11 protein-coding genes are annotated in these 16401 nt (G+C 40.0%); 9 read left to right on the plus strand and 2 right to left on the minus strand.

The window, feature by feature from the left end; genetic code table 11:
* Positions 1 to 12: 12 nt before the first annotated feature.
* Positions 13 to 1464, minus strand: coding sequence for a PhoH family protein (locus ASU03_RS15655; protein WP_231731607.1), 1452 nt, complete (start codon positions 1462 to 1464; stop codon positions 13 to 15).
* Between the two features lie 245 nt (positions 1465 to 1709).
* Here ASU03_RS15655 and rapA point away from each other — a divergent pair, with 245 nt between their 5' ends.
* From rapA to ASU03_RS15670, 3 genes are all read left to right on the plus strand, one after another.
* Complete coding sequence (gene rapA / locus ASU03_RS15660; RefSeq protein ID WP_057832705.1) at positions 1710 to 4637, plus strand: RNA polymerase-associated protein RapA; 2928 nt, start codon at positions 1710 to 1712, stop codon at positions 4635 to 4637.
* A 73-nt stretch (positions 4638 to 4710) separates the two neighbouring features.
* Complete coding sequence (locus ASU03_RS15665) at positions 4711 to 5394, plus strand: pseudouridine synthase (protein ID WP_057832706.1); 684 nt, start codon at positions 4711 to 4713, stop codon at positions 5392 to 5394.
* A gap of 56 nt (positions 5395 to 5450) precedes the next feature.
* Positions 5451 to 6395 carry a DUF3530 family protein gene (locus tag ASU03_RS15670; protein WP_057832707.1) on the plus strand — a complete coding sequence of 315 codons (945 nt, stop codon included), beginning with the start codon at positions 5451 to 5453 and terminating at the stop codon, positions 6393 to 6395.
* A 114-nt stretch (positions 6396 to 6509) separates the two neighbouring features.
* On the opposite strand, the gene djlA is transcribed toward ASU03_RS15670, so the two are convergent.
* Positions 6510 to 7334, minus strand: a complete 825-nt coding sequence (gene djlA / locus ASU03_RS15675) for a co-chaperone DjlA (protein WP_057832708.1) — start codon at positions 7332 to 7334, stop codon at positions 6510 to 6512.
* A gap of 169 nt (positions 7335 to 7503) precedes the next feature.
* On the opposite strand from djlA, the gene ASU03_RS15680 reads away from it, so the two are divergent.
* The 6 genes from ASU03_RS15680 (at position 7504) to ASU03_RS15705 (ending at position 16119) form a co-directional block, all read left to right on the plus strand.
* Positions 7504 to 9816 (plus strand): LPS-assembly protein LptD, encoded by a 2313-nt coding sequence (locus tag ASU03_RS15680; RefSeq protein ID WP_057832709.1) that lies wholly within the window; start codon positions 7504 to 7506, stop codon positions 9814 to 9816.
* Between the two features lie 67 nt (positions 9817 to 9883).
* Positions 9884 to 11185 (plus strand): peptidylprolyl isomerase SurA, encoded by a 1302-nt coding sequence (gene surA / locus ASU03_RS15685; protein WP_057832710.1) that lies wholly within the window; start codon positions 9884 to 9886, stop codon positions 11183 to 11185.
* Positions 11185 to 12165 carry a 4-hydroxythreonine-4-phosphate dehydrogenase PdxA gene (gene pdxA / locus ASU03_RS15690; protein ID WP_057832711.1) on the plus strand — a complete coding sequence of 327 codons (981 nt, stop codon included), beginning with the start codon at positions 11185 to 11187 and terminating at the stop codon, positions 12163 to 12165. Before surA ends, pdxA begins: the two co-directional genes overlap by 1 nt.
* Positions 12166 to 12183: 18 nt before the next feature.
* The gene (rsmA, locus tag ASU03_RS15695) at positions 12184 to 13041 is read left to right on the plus strand and encodes a 16S rRNA (adenine(1518)-N(6)/adenine(1519)-N(6))-dimethyltransferase RsmA (protein ID WP_057832712.1); all 858 of its coding nucleotides are present in this window, start codon (positions 12184 to 12186) and stop codon (positions 13039 to 13041) included.
* A gap of 13 nt (positions 13042 to 13054) precedes the next feature.
* Positions 13055 to 13909 carry a symmetrical bis(5'-nucleosyl)-tetraphosphatase gene (locus ASU03_RS15700; RefSeq protein WP_057832713.1) on the plus strand — a complete coding sequence of 285 codons (855 nt, stop codon included), beginning with the start codon at positions 13055 to 13057 and terminating at the stop codon, positions 13907 to 13909.
* A gap of 191 nt (positions 13910 to 14100) precedes the next feature.
* Positions 14101 to 16119 (plus strand): methyl-accepting chemotaxis protein, encoded by a 2019-nt coding sequence (locus tag ASU03_RS15705; protein WP_057832714.1) that lies wholly within the window; start codon positions 14101 to 14103, stop codon positions 16117 to 16119.
* The last annotated feature ends 282 nt before the right edge of the window (positions 16120 to 16401 follow it).

The raw sequence follows: 16401 nt of genomic DNA on the forward strand, positions 1-16401 counted from the left end.
AGGTTACATCCGTTATAAATTTTCCTCGGCAAAAGAAGCCAGTCGACTACGCACCACACCATTTAAATTAATGGTGGCGCTGCCCTCAAAGTTTTTAAAACGTTCGACAATATAGGTTAACCCTGAGGTTACTGCGGTTAAATAGTTACTATCAATTTGTGCCAAGTTACCTGAACACACCAATTTGGTACCTTCACCACAGCGGGTGATAATAGTTTTTAGCTGAGCTGCGGTTAAGTTCTGACACTCATCGAGTAGCACGAGCGAGTTTTGAATACTACGGCCGCGCATGAAATTCACCGACTTAAACTGAATATTGGCTTTATCCATAATGTAATTCATGCTGCCATGCATACTTTCATCTTGTTGATGTAAGACTTCAAGAGAATCCGTTATCGCGGCGAGCCATGGCGCCATTTTCTCTTCTTCTGTGCCTGGTAAAAAACCAATAGATTCAGCTATTTCAGGGGTGCTGCGGGTAACAATGATTTTGTCATATAAGCCTCGTTCTATCACTTGCTCTAGGGCCGTGGCTAAGGCAAGTAAGGTTTTACCACAACCTGCTGGTCCAGTAAGAATCACTAAATCAATATTAGGGTCGAGTAAAGCGTCCATTGCCATACCTTGATAAATATTTTTAGGATGGATACCCCAAGCATTTTTAGACAACAACCGCTCTCGACCAAGATCTAATATAGCAAGGCGATCGTCATCCCAGCCAGTCACTTTGCCAGCAAAACTGTCGCCATCATCTAATAAGTACTCATTAATATAAGCTAAGGGTACACTATCGCGCGCAACATAATGGGTGGTATTTCGTCCTTCTGTCTCCGTATCTACCGATTGAATATTTTGCCAAAAATCCCCGTCAAAGTGATGATAGCCTTTGGTGAGGAATTGGATATCATCAATGAGTTGATCAGTTCGATAATCTTCAACATGCGCCAGCCCTGCGCCCTTAGCTTTCAAACGCATATTAATATCTTTAGTCACTAACACAATTTTTTTATCTGGCGTTTTCTTTTGAATATGCAAAGCAGCATTGATGATGCGATTATCATTTTCATTAAAAGATAGCATATTCGCTGTTTGCTTTAAGGCATAATCATTAATAATGGCGAGACAGCCACTGGGATGCTGCTCATCATTTTGTGGTAGTTTTACCCCAGCGAGCACTTGCTCTGGCGTAGCATCGCGCAAAGTATCTTCAAGCGCTCGAATAGCGACCCTAGCATCACGACTGACATCTTTGCGCCTATCTTTAATGGAGTCGAGTTCTTCCAGCACTGTCATGGGTACAACCACATCATGTTCTTTAAAGGATAAAAAAGCGAAAGGTTCGTGCAAAAGGATATTGGTATCTAGAATGTAGATAATTTTTTGGTCGGCGGTATCTTCGGCTGAAGACGCATGGGCTAATTTCTCACTTAATATATTCTCATTATTCATATTCTCTTTAGTCATGGGCAATCTCCGTGAGTCACTGACAAAACAAATATAAAAGAGCAATACAGCACTTAAAGTATAGCTGATTCACAGTGATCTCTTAATTATCTTGAGGCAAGTAAAATTTTTTAATGATTCCGTCTATGATAAGGAGTATTATAGCGCCCTTTTTTTAGCCCAATTTTTTAAGGCTTAGTCTCGCTTTTAAGCAAATATAAGCTAAGTACTAAGCAATCCTAAGCAATCGTCGGAGAAATAAGTTTATGCCATTTCAGGTAGGTCAGCGTTGGATCAGTGACAGTGAATCAGATCAAGGATTGGGTACAGTAACCGGGGTTGAACACCGCTTTGTTAATATAATTTATACTGCGACGGGGGAGTCTCGCCAATATGCAAAAGAGAATGCCCCGTTAACGCGTGTTATCTTTAATAAAGGTGATCTTGTTCCCAGCCATGAAGGCTGGTTATTAAAAGTAGAATCACAAAGTGAAGCCGATGGCATTTTGACTTATCAAGGCATACGTCAAGATACCAAAGAGCAAGTAAGCCTGAAGGAAGTGATGATAGATCACTTTATTAAATTCAATAAACCTCACGACCGCTTACTTAATAACCAAGTAGACCGCTTAGATTGGTTTCGCTTACGTAAAGACTGCTTACAACATCAATATCAACAACAACAATCTGACTTAACCGGCCTAACCGGCGGTCGTGTTAGCTTGATACCACATCAACTCTACATTGCCGATGAAGTAGGTAATCGTTTTGCTCCGCGAGTGTTACTCGCCGATGAAGTAGGCTTGGGTAAAACCATTGAAGCTGGTTTAATCATTCATCAGCAATTAGTCACTGGTCGTGCTAAAAGAATTCTCATCATAGTACCAGAGTCTTTAATGCATCAATGGTTAGTAGAAATGCAGCGCCGTTTTAACCTTAATTTTAGTATTTTTGATAATGAACGCTGCGTTGAAACCAGCCAAGATAATTATATTGATGGCAAAAAGGCTAACCCTTTTAGTACAGAGCAACTAGTGCTGGTTAATCTAGGTTTTATTACTAATAACCCAGAATGGTATGATGCACTGCTCAGTGAGGACTGGGACTTAATGGTCGTTGATGAAGCGCACCACTTAAACTGGCAACAAGATAAGCCAAGCATTGAATACCAATGTATAGAGCAACTCGCCCAAGTTATCCCTGGCGTTTTATTGTTAACTGCCACTCCTGATCAATTAGGTCATGAAAGTCACTTTGCCCGTTTACGCTTACTTGATGCCGACCGATTTTATGATTATCAAAAATTTATTGAAGAAGAGTCGCATTATAGCGAAGTTGCTGATGCCGCTAATGCGCTAGTCGACGGTGAAAAACTTACCGTCGAGCAAGAAACAACACTGACTGATTTATTAAAAGAATGCGATATCAGTACCCAGCTAAGCGAGTTAAACCAAGCCGAACCGATAATATCAGCAAAAGTACGCCAAAACTTATTAAAACAGTTACTCGATCGACATGGTACCGGTCGTATTTTATTTAGAAACTCTCGCAATACCATTAAAGGTTTTCCCGCTCGAAAAGTCGTGCCCGTGGCACTGGAAATGCCGGAGCAATATCACCACAACATCAATGAATTAATGCTGAGTGACTGCCCGGAAGCATTAGCTAAATCAAAACAGGCTAAATATATTTTCACCCCAGAAATGCTCCATGGTTTAACTCAACAAAGTGGCAATTGGACTGATTTCGATCCTAGAGTTAATTATTTAATTGAACTATTACAGTCACTTAAAAAAGAAAAAGTATTAGTTATCTGTGCTCACGCCCAAACAGCGATTGATTTAGAAGCCGTACTTCGTATTAAAGAAGGTATTCGCAGCGCGGTTTTCCACGAAGGTTTATCGATATTTGATCGTGATAAAGCCGCCGCTTATTTTGCTCAAGACGAAGATAGTGCGCAACTATTGCTTTGCTCTGAAATTGGTAGTGAAGGGCGTAACTTCCAATTCGCCCATCATCTGGTACTTTTTGATTTACCCCGTAATCCTGACCTATTAGAGCAGCGTATAGGTCGCTTAGACCGTATTGGCCAAACTGAGGTAATTCGCATTCATGTGCCTTACTTTGCCGATTCTGCCCAACAATTGTTATTTGATTGGTACCATCAAGGCATGCAAGCATTTGAGCACACCTGCATTACCGGCCGAGTGATTTTTGAAGCCTTTGGCGAGCAGTTATTTATGTTAGCTCTAAGCTGCCAGCAACAATCAACTGAGGCCGAATCACTGATTAGTGATACTTGGCAAAAGCACTTAACGATAAAAGCAGAGCTAGAGGCTGGCCGAGACAAGTTATTAGAGCTGAACTCTTCGGGTCAAGGGCGAGCTCATGAACTGGTAGAAAAAATTCAACAAGCTGATGTTGATATCGCCTTACCGCAGTTTATGTTTCAAGTATTCGATGTTTTTGGTGTGCAGCAAGATGATAAAGCGGATAATGCCATTGCCTTAAATCAAAGCGAGCACATGCTCAATAATAACTTCCCCTGTTTACCGGAAGACGGTACCACCATAACATTTGATAGAGATACCGCCTTAGTTAATGAAAACTACCAATTATTAACTTGGGATCACCCTATGGTGCGTGGGGTCATGGACTTAGTTTTGAGTGATGATATTGGTAATGCCAGTATTGGCTTACTTAAAAATGAAGCTTTAGCGGTAGGGACATTTTTCCTAGAGTGCATATTTACCGTGGAAGCAACCGCACCAGCTCATTTACAGCTAGGTCGTTATTTACCTACTACACCGATTCGTATTCTAGTAGATAAGAATGGTAATGATTTAGCCGATAAGGTCAGTGAGCAAGTACTTGATAAGCAATTATCACCGGTTAAAAAACAAATGGCATTACAGCTTATCAAAGCACTTAAATCGCAAATAAGTCCTTTGGTAGCGAAAGCAGAAGCGCATGGCGCTAAACATATTGTGGCGATTCAAGAAAAATCTTTAGCGGCGATGAAAAACAAACTCTCCTTAGAGCTACAAAGGTTGACGGCGTTAAAAGCAATTAACCCAAGTGTACGCCAAGAAGAGATTGATTTTATTAGTCAACAACAAGAGGAATTAAGCCACTATATTGATAAAGCACAATTGACCTTTGAAGCCATTCGCATGATAGTGGTTACACATTAATAATTGTATTAGATTAATGGCGCAGGGCTAAGTTGTTTAGGACATAACCCTGCCCTGACTTAATGAGAAAATAATGAGCGCAAACCCAGATTTTATCTATTTACCACCGATGTCACCTTACCTTGATATTATTTACCAAGATGATGATATTGTTGTCATCAATAAAGCCAGTGGTATTTTAAGTGTGCCTGGGCGCTTGCCTGAACACCAAGATTGTTTACAAAATCGTGTACAAAGAGTATTACCTACGGCCACTATCGTGCATCGGCTGGATATGGCAACCTCTGGCATCATGATTATGGCATTGAACAAGCCCGCACACGTTGCCATCAGCCGTCAATTTGAACAAAGAAAAACCAAAAAAAGTTACCTTGCGCGAGTCTTTGGTTTGGTAGAGCAAGAGAAAGGCAGTGTTGATTTACCCTTGATCTGTGATTGGCCCAATAGGCCCAAACAAAAAGTTGACTTTGAAAACGGTAAAAAATCATTAACGCATTATCGGGTGCTTAGCCAGAGTAAATCAGCCGATGAACACGCAAGTACCTTGCTTGAATTGACCCCCATTACCGGCCGATCACATCAACTTAGGGTGCATATGTTAGCCTTAGGCCATGTTATTTTGGGCGACAGACTTTATGCTTCTGAGCCAGCATTAACCATGAGCAGCAGATTGCAGCTCCATGCTTTAAAGTTAAGTTTGTTTCATCCAAGCACTGAGCAAGCCATTACTTTTAACGCGCCGTGCCCATTTATTTAATACTCTTTAGTATTTGGTCGATATAAGGTGCAAGTACACCCGCTAGAGGAACAACAGTGCAAAAGACAAGTATAGATAACATAAGTCCAAATAAAATCAGCAGTAAACTGAGAGGCTTGTTTATCGGCGTTCTTACTTTTATCTGCTCAACAACCACTAACTTCGCCGAAGAAAAAAAGGCTGATGTTGCACAAGAAAAAAAACAAAAGACCGCCAACAGTGCCAACATGATAGAAAAACCTATCGCGCTAACAAAGCAACATAAAACAGACCTTAAACATTATTTGTCAGCTGAGCAGCTAAAGCCACTATTAGCGGGTGCAAACGATTATTTAACGCTAGTAAAAAAATATACCAGTGCCAATAGTAAAGGCGTTGCTATTTTATTACCTGAATGGCAGCAAGGGGCCACCAACCCCAAAGCCATTAATTACTTACGTAATGCCCTGCCCGCTGAGGGTTGGAGCACTATTGCCATACAACCAAATAATAAACCTGAGAATTACCCCTCATCGGCGATAACATTGAGTGAGCAAAAAAAAGAAAACGAATTAATCCTTAAAGATTATAAAAATAAACTCGGGGCTATGCTTAATGCCGTGATGAATACGGCCAAAGAATACCCAGGCATAGTGCTGGTGATTGCCCAGGGAAATAATGCAGCTTTATTAGTAGATTTATATAGTGAAGCAGGCAACCAATTACCGAATGCACTGATATTACTAAGTAGTTATAGAAAAAGTAATCCAGGCCTTACCAACAGCGCCAATGAAAAATTTGCCCGTCAATTAGCGTTTATTGAACTGCCGGTACTTGATCTGTACCTTAAACACGATAACCCACTGGTATTGGCAAAAGCAGCACAAAGAAAGTCTTTTGCCAAACAAGAGATGAAAGTGTATTACCGTCAGCGCCAGCTAAATAACAACATGACCGGTTATTACCCAGAGAAAGAGTTATTGATTCAAATTAATGGCTGGCTAAAAGCTATTGGCTGGTAAAGTTAATTATTTCAATAAGGTTAATACTATTCAGCAAAAAATCATCCTAGCTGGGATAACAGCAATGAAACACGCAATTAAAATGATTTTACCTATATCAAGTTTATAGCTAGGCTATTTACTCTGCTTAACAATGACATCATAGGCAGCTTGAATGTCTTGGGTTTTTTGTTTAGCACTCTCCATCATTTCTGGTGGTAGACCTTTGGCGATTAGTTTATCGGGATGATGCTGAGACATTAATTTTTTATAAGCCTTTTTGATCACTGGCATGGCGGCATTTTTATCAATACCCAATACTTTATATGCATTGGCTAATTGTTGACCACTGACTGGAGCAGCGCCAGTGCCTTGCTGACGATAGCTTCGACCTGACTGCTGCTGAAAGTTTGCACCTGCAACAATCATTTCCAGTAAATTATCAAGCTCTCGGCCTGAGTAACCTAAAAATTTAGCTATGGTATGTAAAACAGCACGCTCAGCACTATCTAACTCACCGTCACTAAAAGCCACTTGAATTTGAATCTCTAAAAACATCAACAATAAATCATGTCGATTGCCCATCAAACGTTTAAATTTTACCAGACGGTCCTGAAGCGGAAAGCCTGAGGATTTACCTTCACGAAAGGCATCTTGAGCTTGCTGACGTAATTCATTACTTAGCCCCAGTTTATCCATATAAGCTCGAGCAAAAGCAATTTCATGGCTAGTCACCTGCCCTTTAGCTTTGGCTACATGCCCCATAACGGAAAAAGTAGTGTAAAAGAAAGCTGCTTGCCTAGAAACGTCATCTTCTTTACCGCCAGATAAACCATTAAAATTAAAACCACGGCCGCGATCGAAAATATGACCAAGCCAGAGACCAATTAAAGCGCCAAACAGTGCTTTACTCAGCATAAAGCCAAACAAAAAACCTAAAACTTTACCCCAAATATGCATATTTTTGCGCATTCCTTAAAAATAATGGCTAGTTTGCAGTTGAACTATGGCAGAAGAATTTAGTCCAACTGAAAAAATTGCTATATCATAAAGCAATTAGCCGTTAAAATACTTGATTCATCATGAGAAAATCAATTTATAAACATTTTCACCATTTATCGGACCATAGATGCTTTTTCCCCGGACATTAAATTTTACCTTAGTTGCGCTGTTAGCATGTTTGCCAAAATTCGCGCAAGCTAACGCCGATATAAAAAAACCAGCGCCTGAAGCTCAAATAATGCTCTGCACAGTACCTGAATTTGATGATATTGCCATTGATATCCCTGAGATTCTTGATGACAAAATCCGTATCTCATCATTACATGCTAGTATTAAACAAGATCAAATAGCTCAATTCACTGGCTCGGTTATTTTGGTTGATAAAAGCCAAAGAATACTTGCCGACCAACTGGCCTTTAATCGTTTAAAAATGCAAATAGAAGCCATTGGCAATATCCATTACCAGGGTAAACAAATTAACATTTTTGCTGATACCCTTAGTGCCAGTAAAATAGATAATGCCACTACAATGACTTCCGCTTCATATCAACTCCACGGCAACCCTGGGCATGGCACAGCAGCAAGTTTATCCATAGACGGTGATGGTGTACTAAGTTTAGTGGACTCTACCTTCACCACCTGCTTACAAAAAGTGCCTGATTGGCAATTAAAAGCCGCTGAAATTAACCTCTCTGCCAATGGTGATTTTGGTGAAGCTTACCATGCACAATTTAGAGTGTTAGATGTACCGGTTTTTTATGTACCTTACTTTTATTTTCCTATTTCTAAAGAGCGACTGAGCGGGTTTTTATATCCCGACTTTACGCCGTACGGCAGTTCAGGGGTAGAATTTACTGCACCTTTTTATTGGAATATTGCTGAGAACTACGATGCGACAATTACGCCACGTTATATGTCGAAGCGCGGTTTGCAATGGCAAACAGAATTCCGTTATTTAATGGGATTACAATCGGGTAAAATAGACATAGAGTATCTGGATAATGATAAAGCAATAAAAGCCAATAATGATCCTCGATATTTAGCACGTTTCCAACATATCGGCACTTTTTCAGATGGTTTTCGTGCCTATATTGATTACACCACTATTAGTGATGATAACTATTTAGTTGATATTGGCAGTAAGCAGTATAATTCAAACGATGCTTATCTTTATCAAACAGGCGAATTGGCTTACTTTGGCGAGCAGTGGCGGGCGACAGTGCAAGTACAAGATTTTGAAGTACTAGGTGATCATCAACCAAGTTATAAAACCTTGCCGCATTTCGAACTATCAGCCCAACAGCCATTGAACTTTTTATCTGGCCAATTTGAACTTTATTCTGAAATAACTAATTTCCAGTCATCCGAAAAAGATCAAGTCGAAGCAAATCGTTACCATGTTGAGGCTGGTTTTATCTTGCCAATAGTTAGACCTGCTTGGTTTTTAAATTCTGAAGTAAAATTAATGCACACCTATTACCAACAAGATAATATTGCTCAAGGTAGTAATTTGGATGAGACGGTCACAAGAACCTTACCTAAAGTACGCATTCATGGCGGTATTAATTTTGATAAAGAACTAGTTGCTTTTGGTCAAAGCTATCGCCATACACTAGAGCCGCAATTGCAATACATTTATGTACCAGAAAAAGATCAATCAAATATTGGTTTATATGATACAACTCTCTTACAAGACGATTTTCACGGTATTTTTCGTGATACCCGTTATAGTGGTTTAGATAGAATCGCGGCAGCTAACCAATATACCTGGGGTATTACTAGCCGATTACTCGATGAAGAAAACCTAGAAATAATTCGCCTTAGCTTAGGTCGTATTCAATACCTTGGTGATAAAAATACCAGCCTTGCCAATGATGTCTTGTTAACTGATAATGTTGGCAATAACGATAAACAATCCTCGGTTGCAGCTGACTTGTTTTATCGGATAAACCATCAGTGGCAAGTGAGTGCTGATATTCAATACAACACCCTGGAGGACTTTACCAACAAAGGGCAAGTTAAGGTAGATTACCAACTGGATAAATATAACCTAATGCAATTGAACCATCGCTATACTCGTAATGTCTCAGGAGATAGCTTAGAACAAGTTTCGCTATTAACGAGTTTTGCTATTAACAAAAGTTGGGCGTTTGTCGGGCGGTTAACGCAAGACTTACAACAGAATAGAAGTTTAGAGTCATATGCAGGCTTTCAGTATGAAAGTTGCTGTTGGGCGGTACGTATAGCCTACCATCGCCATATAAACTCTAACTTAGATCCGATCAGCTTTGCTAGTGAAGGCCGAAAAGAGTTTGATACTCGTATTAGTATCAAAATCATCATTAAAGGCTTAGATGGCAAGCAATCAGCGATTGGCACGCAAGAGATGTTTGATAAGAGCATATTTGGTTATAAACGCCCTTATTATTTACAGAATTAATGTACAAGGTAGCTTATAAAATTAAGCACTCTACGTAATATTTAAAATATAAAACAAGACCTAAATAATGAAAAATACAATTAAAACAATGCTGTTAGTCTCTAGCCTTATCATAAGCGCTATAACACCCGCTCACGCCAATGAAGAGTTACTCGATAGAGTAGCCGCCATTGTTAATGGCGGTGTCGTACTTGAATCAGAAGTGAATGATTTACTTGCCAATATAAAACGACAAGCTAAAAGCAATAAGCAAAGCTTACCTTCTGATAAAGCTTTACGCATACAAGTGATGGATAAGTTAATTAATGACAGCCTGCTTACTCAAATGGCCCAGCGTATGGGTATCCAGATTAGTGATGCTCAGCTTGATCAAACCATAAGTAATATGGCTAAAGACGATAACATGACTTTAGCCCAATTTCGCCAAAAGGTAATTAGTGAAGGCAGTAGCTATGAGAGATACCGAGAGAGTGTCCGTACCGAGTTGATTTCTGGTGAAGTAAGCCGTAATAGTGTCAGACGTAGAATCTTCGTCTCACCACAAGAAATCAGTAACTTGCTAAGTATAATGAAAGAGCAAACAACGAATAACATTGAATACCATTTAGGCCATATTTTAATTGAATTCCCTGCTAATGCTAACCAAGAGGAATTAGCCGCGGCAAAAACTCGCGCCAATAAGGTGGTGGAATTACTCAATAATGGCTCAGACTTTGCCAAAATAGCCATTACCTCATCGGGTGATGCTAATGCATTAAAAGGTGGTGATTTGGGTTGGAAAAATATTAATGAAATGCCGACACTTTTTTCAGAGTTAATTAACGAAAAACCTAAGGATACTGTGGTCGGCCCCATCCGTACAGGTTTAGGTTATAGCATAGTTAAAGTTTTAGATATTCGTGGTCGAAAAGTTGTTGAGATTGAAGAAGTAAAAGCTCGTCACATATTAATTAAACCTTCAATTATTTTGAGTGATGAAAAAGCACAAACATTATTACAAGGCTTTTTAAGGCAGATAAACGCCGGTGAAGCCACTTTTTCCGAGTTAGCTAAAGAACATTCCGAAGGGCCGACGTCGGTACGTGGCGGTGATTTAGGTTGGGCCGATCCAACCAGCTACGATCCTGCCTTTAAAGATGCTTTAGCAACAATGGATGTAGGTGAACTACATAAACCATTTCGCTCCTCTTTTGGCTGGCATATCATTCAGTTAAATGAACGCCGCATGGTTGATGCCACGTCACAAATGAATGAAAACCGCGCTTATCAAATTCTCTTTAACCGTAAATACGGTATGGAGAGTGCTCGCTGGTTGAAAGAAACGAGAGATGAAGCCTACATTGAAATTTTCGAACAGGATAATAAGTAATGACTCTTCGCATTGCAATCACCCCAGGCGAGCCTGCAGGTATTGGTCCAGACCTAGTTATTAGTATTGCCCAGCAAGATTGGCCGGTAGAAATGGTGGTACTGGCTTCAAAAGAGTTGCTGTTAGAGCGTGCTAAAGCACTCTCTTTGCCATTGACCATAATCGATTATCATCAGCATGTGCCCGCAAGCCCGCAAAAAGCAGGCAGTCTAACCGTGCTTGATATTGAGCTTGCTCAGCCTAGCATCTCAGGTACATTAAACAGTGCCAACGGCGCTTATGTGATAGAAACATTACGAATTGCCTGTGAAAAAAACATCTCTGGCGAGTTTGATGCCTTAGTGACGGGTCCTGTACACAAGGGTCTGATAAACAAAGCTGGCATTGCCTTTAGTGGCCATACTGAATATTTTGCCAACCAAGCTAATTGTACCGACGTAGTGATGATGCTGGCAACTGAGGGCTTAAGAGTAGCTCTAGTCACCACACATATACCATTAGCCTACGTTGCAAAAGCCATCACTACTGAACGTTTACAAAAAGTAACCCGTATTTTACATCACGATTTACAAGAAAAATTTGGCATCAAATCGCCAAAAATTTATGCCTGTGGTCTCAATCCTCATGCCGGAGAAGATGGTCATTTGGGACGTGAAGAAATAGACGTAATGATACCAGCATTTGCAGAACTGCGCGCCGAAGGTATTGATATCATTGGCCCTTTACCTGCTGATACTATATTTCAAGAGAAATACCTGGCTGAAGCGGATGCTATTTTAGCCATGTACCATGATCAAGGGTTGCCGGTACTAAAATATAAGGGTTTTGGCTCATCGGTAAATATTACCTTGGGTCTGCCTTTTATTCGCACATCTGTCGACCATGGCACAGCACTAGATCTTGCTGGCAAAGGCACCGCAGATTCGGGCAGCTTTATTGAAGCAATGCGCAATGCTATCAACTTAGCTAATAACACATAGTTTAACGAAGAAAGAGTTATGAACGATAAAAAACATTTAGGTCACCAAGCAAAGAAACGCTTTGGACAAAACTTCCTCCACAATGAAGCTGTAATCAGTGACATTGTCGATGCCATTAATCCCGAACCTGGTGAAAACCTGGTAGAAATAGGCCCAGGTTTAGGCGCATTAACCGAACCGGTTATCGAGCGTGCAGGTAAAATATCGGTAGTTGAATTAGATAGAGATCTAGCACATAGACTGCGCCATCATCCTTTTATCGCGGATGACTTAACCATCTATGAAACAGATGCACTCAAGTTTGATTTTTCTCAACTAGCCACTAAAGAAAAGCCGTTGCGGATTTTTGGTAATTTACCTTATAACATTTCCACGCCGCTTATTTTTCACCTACTTACTTTTAAAGACCAAGTGCAGGATATGCACTTTATGTTACAAAAAGAAGTCGTTGAACGTATGGCCGCAGGACCTCATTGTAAAGCTTATGGTCGCTTATCAATTATGACTCAATACCAATGCCAAGTGTTTCCTGTGATGGAGATTGGCCCTGAGGCATTTAGACCAGCCCCTAAAGTAGACTCTGCCATAGTGCGGTTAATCCCTCACGCTCATATTGCCAATCCAGTTAAAGATATCAAGGCTTTAAATACTATTTGTTTAGCCGCTTTTAATCAGCGCAGAAAAACTATACGAAATAGTTTTAAAAAATTAATTAGCGTAGCGCAGTTAGCTGAGTTAGATATTGATGCAAATTTACGCCCAGAAAACTTAAGCATTGATGAATATATCAAGCTTGCCAATTTTATTGTTGATAACCCACCTGAGGTCGAGCCGGTAAAAGAAAAACGCCATATGGCAAAAAAGAAACTTAATTAAAATGGTATAGTTTATGACAATATATCTGGTGGGCGACATACAAGGTTGTTTTAACGAATTAACCGCCCTACTAGTGCAAGTCAATTTTGATGGCAATAAAGATACCCTGTATCTTGCGGGCGACTTAGTCGCTCGCGGCCCTGATTCTCTTGCTACCTTACGCTTAGTCAAGTCCCTTGGTGAAAGTGCCAAAGTTGTTTTAGGCAATCACGATTTACATTTATTAGCTGTTTATGCCGGCATTAGAAAAGTAAAAAAATCAGACAATTTATCGGTGCTATTGGCTGCCGATGATATTGATGAGTTAATGGATTGGTTAGCAGCACAACCATTATTACAAAAAATACCTAATATAAATTATCAAAAACAACAACAAAATAAAACGACCGATGCCTATATGAGCCACGCAGGGATCTCGCCGCAATGGCAACTAGCCGATGCCATTGAGCAAGCACAGTTTGTCCATACTAGACTTGCCAGTAAAGAGCGCAATACTTGGTTAGCCCATATGTATGGCGAAAAACCTAATCATTGGCAGCAAGCAAAAAGTGACATTGATAAGTTTCGTTATAGTATTAATGCCTTTACCCGCATGCGCTATTGCTTTAGTGACGGCTCACTTGAATTTAGCCAGAAAGATTCTCCTGAACATCATAATATGTCCAATAATATAGTGCCCTGGTATGAGTTATCACAAACTATCAATAATACTGCTTGGGTTTTTGGTCACTGGGCTTCATTAATGGGTCAATGTTCACACACTAATATTTATCCATTAGATACTGGGTGTGTCTGGGGTAATCAATTGACCATGCTTCGCTGGCATGATAAAAAACACTTCAGACAAGCGGCAATACTGAGTACTTAAAATAAAAAAACTTTAATAGCAGATAAAACAAAGTATGCATAGCGGATATGTATTCACTCAGTTTAAGATTAACCGACGATAGAAATTAAATTAAATATTTCCTACTCCGCGCCGATACAAGCTAAGCTTGATAAATATCAAAACAAATTAACGTATTAACTAGGCAGTAGCCTACCAATTGGGTGGATTCTATGAATTTAACTGTAGCTGTAAAAATTATTGGTGGCTTCACCATTATTTCAATTTTACTGATAGTAATTAGTGTCATATCGTTATCTAATTTAAATACCATCAGCGAGTCAACTCAACGACAAAATACTCTGGCAATTCCAACCCTCAAAGCCAGTAATAAATTAGCCCTTGATTTAAGTAAAATGAACAATTTATTGCTAAAAGGCTACTACCAATCTGATCTCACCTTATTAGCTAAAGAGTTGCAGCATTTCAAGCATACTAACAGCCAATTCAGCCAACAAATATCAGATTTGAAACAAATAGTTGCTAGTGAGCAAGACTTATTGGCAAACTTAAATCAAGTGGACCAACTTTATGCTAATTTTTACAATGCCGGTCTTGGCTTATTTAGTAACCATAAAACGAGTATCGTCCAAGAGCAGCTATTAATTGAAAAAATAGAGATCTTAGAAGAACAAGCTGATGATGCCGTGATGCTACTGTTAGATTTAGCAGATCATGACTTGGCGGATAGCAAACTTCAACGGACAATAAGCTTGAGTGAACACGTAGAAAATCAATTTAACTCCATTATCTCTTCTGCTTTAGAATATCGTGATATCTTAGATCCAGGCACTGCCCAACTCATCGAGAGTGAGCTGACTCGTAGCATCATCGCCGCAAAAAAATCAGTTGATGATATTATCATGGAATTAAATATCCATGGTATTCATGACGTATCACAAGAAATAGCCTCGGCCTTTCGTGCCATGCAAAGCCTCTTATCTCAAGACAACGGCATCATTGCTCATAAAAACAGGCAACTTAAAGCCAATAAACGAGCCGCGGCCATGCTAGTAGAAGAAGAGAAAATTGCTAATAAAGTTAACAAGATATTAGATAAGCAAATTGAACTAGCCAATAGAACGACGATTCAAGCAAGTCAAATGGTAGAGGATTCAGTGAGTAGTGGTAGTACACAAACCACGATTATCATGCTTATTTCAATTGTTATGGCACTAATTATTACTAGAGCTACCCTTATTGGCATTACGCGACCACTAGCACGTGTTAATAAAATGCTTAATACTGTCGCTTCAGGTGACCTATCGATGAAACTTGATGAAAGTGGTAATGACGAATTTGCTCAGCTATCAAGAAACTGCAATTTATTAATTGATAGCTTACGCAACCTGATTGAGGGTATTGTCAATCGCTCAGCACAACTTGCTGCAGCGGCCGAGCAAACCTCAGCTGTTACCGCGCAAAGTACCACCGCAATTGAAGAGCAGCGCAATCAAGTAGAACAAGCAGCCTCTGCCACTACTGAAATGAGCAGTACCGCCCAAAGCGTACTGGCAAGTGCAACTGACGCCTTAAGAGAAATAAAGCATGCCGATGATGAAGCTGAGCGTGTTAAAGTTATTTCAGCGAGAAACCGCCAGACAATTGAGCAACTAGCCACGGAAGTTGAATCTGCAGCTCAGGTTATTAATCAATTACAACAAGATAGCGCTTCCATCGGCGGAATATTAGATGTAATTCGTGGTATTGCCGAACAAACGAATTTATTGGCCTTGAATGCGGCTATTGAAGCTGCACGGGCAGGTGAGCAAGGTAGAGGTTTTGCTGTTGTCGCCGATGAAGTACGGACGTTAGCCAGTAGAACGCAGCAATCCACCTCAGAAATTCAGACCATGATCGAAGCCCTACAATCGGGTGCGGGTAAAGCTGTAACCGTAATGGATGCAGGCAAAGCGAAAGCCATTGATTGTGTGAGCCAAAGTAAAGAAGCAGATCAAGCACTTGAAGTCATTACTCATGCGGTACATGAGGCCTTTGATCGTAGTACACAAATAGCAACAGCTGCCGAAGAACAAAGCGTGGTCGCCAATGAAATTAGTGAAAACCTGGAGTCTATTGTAGCAATTGCCGAGCAAACCACCGCTGGCTCGCAACAAACAGCAGCATCAAGTAGTGAAGTTGCTCGTTTAGCAGAAGAACTACAACAATCGGTGCAAGAGTTTAAATTATAATGATAATTTTAAGTTGCAAGTAGAAGTTTCACTTTAACTTGCAGCTTAAAGCAGACTTAAAGCATAATTACAGTTGACATATGGCGCGCTAACTATATAATGCTCCCAGCTTGAAGTTAGTTTATTTTTTTGTACACCATTACGATGTTATCTCATGCTTATTTAGATAAGATATCTGTAACACGTCCTGATTTATAAGTAATAGCAACTCTTTTTAGCAAACCCGCTGGTACTTTGTCTTACAACAATAATGCCAGCACAATTACTCTTAAATATTTATAG

This window comes from Colwellia sp. TT2012, assembly GCF_001440345.1.
Classification (GTDB): Bacteria; Pseudomonadota; Gammaproteobacteria; order Enterobacterales; family Alteromonadaceae; genus Colwellia.

Coding starts and splice junctions, on each gene's coding strand:
- surA (WP_057832710.1), top strand. CDS start 9,884: ATGAAAAATACAATTAAAACAATGCTGTTAGTCTCTAGCCTTATCATA.
- ASU03_RS15705 (WP_057832714.1), top strand. CDS start 14,101: ATGAATTTAACTGTAGCTGTAAAAATTATTGGTGGCTTCACCATTATT.
- pdxA (WP_057832711.1), top strand. CDS start 11,185: ATGACTCTTCGCATTGCAATCACCCCAGGCGAGCCTGCAGGTATTGGT.
- djlA (WP_057832708.1), bottom strand. CDS start 7,334: ATGCATATTTGGGGTAAAGTTTTAGGTTTTTTGTTTGGCTTTATGCTG.
- ASU03_RS15665 (WP_057832706.1), top strand. CDS start 4,711: ATGAGCGCAAACCCAGATTTTATCTATTTACCACCGATGTCACCTTAC.
- ASU03_RS15680 (WP_057832709.1), top strand. CDS start 7,504: ATGCTTTTTCCCCGGACATTAAATTTTACCTTAGTTGCGCTGTTAGCA.
- ASU03_RS15655 (WP_231731607.1), bottom strand. CDS start 1,464: ATGACTAAAGAGAATATGAATAATGAGAATATATTAAGTGAGAAATTA.
- rsmA (WP_057832712.1), top strand. CDS start 12,184: ATGAACGATAAAAAACATTTAGGTCACCAAGCAAAGAAACGCTTTGGA.
- ASU03_RS15700 (WP_057832713.1), top strand. CDS start 13,055: ATGACAATATATCTGGTGGGCGACATACAAGGTTGTTTTAACGAATTA.
- rapA (WP_057832705.1), top strand. CDS start 1,710: ATGCCATTTCAGGTAGGTCAGCGTTGGATCAGTGACAGTGAATCAGAT.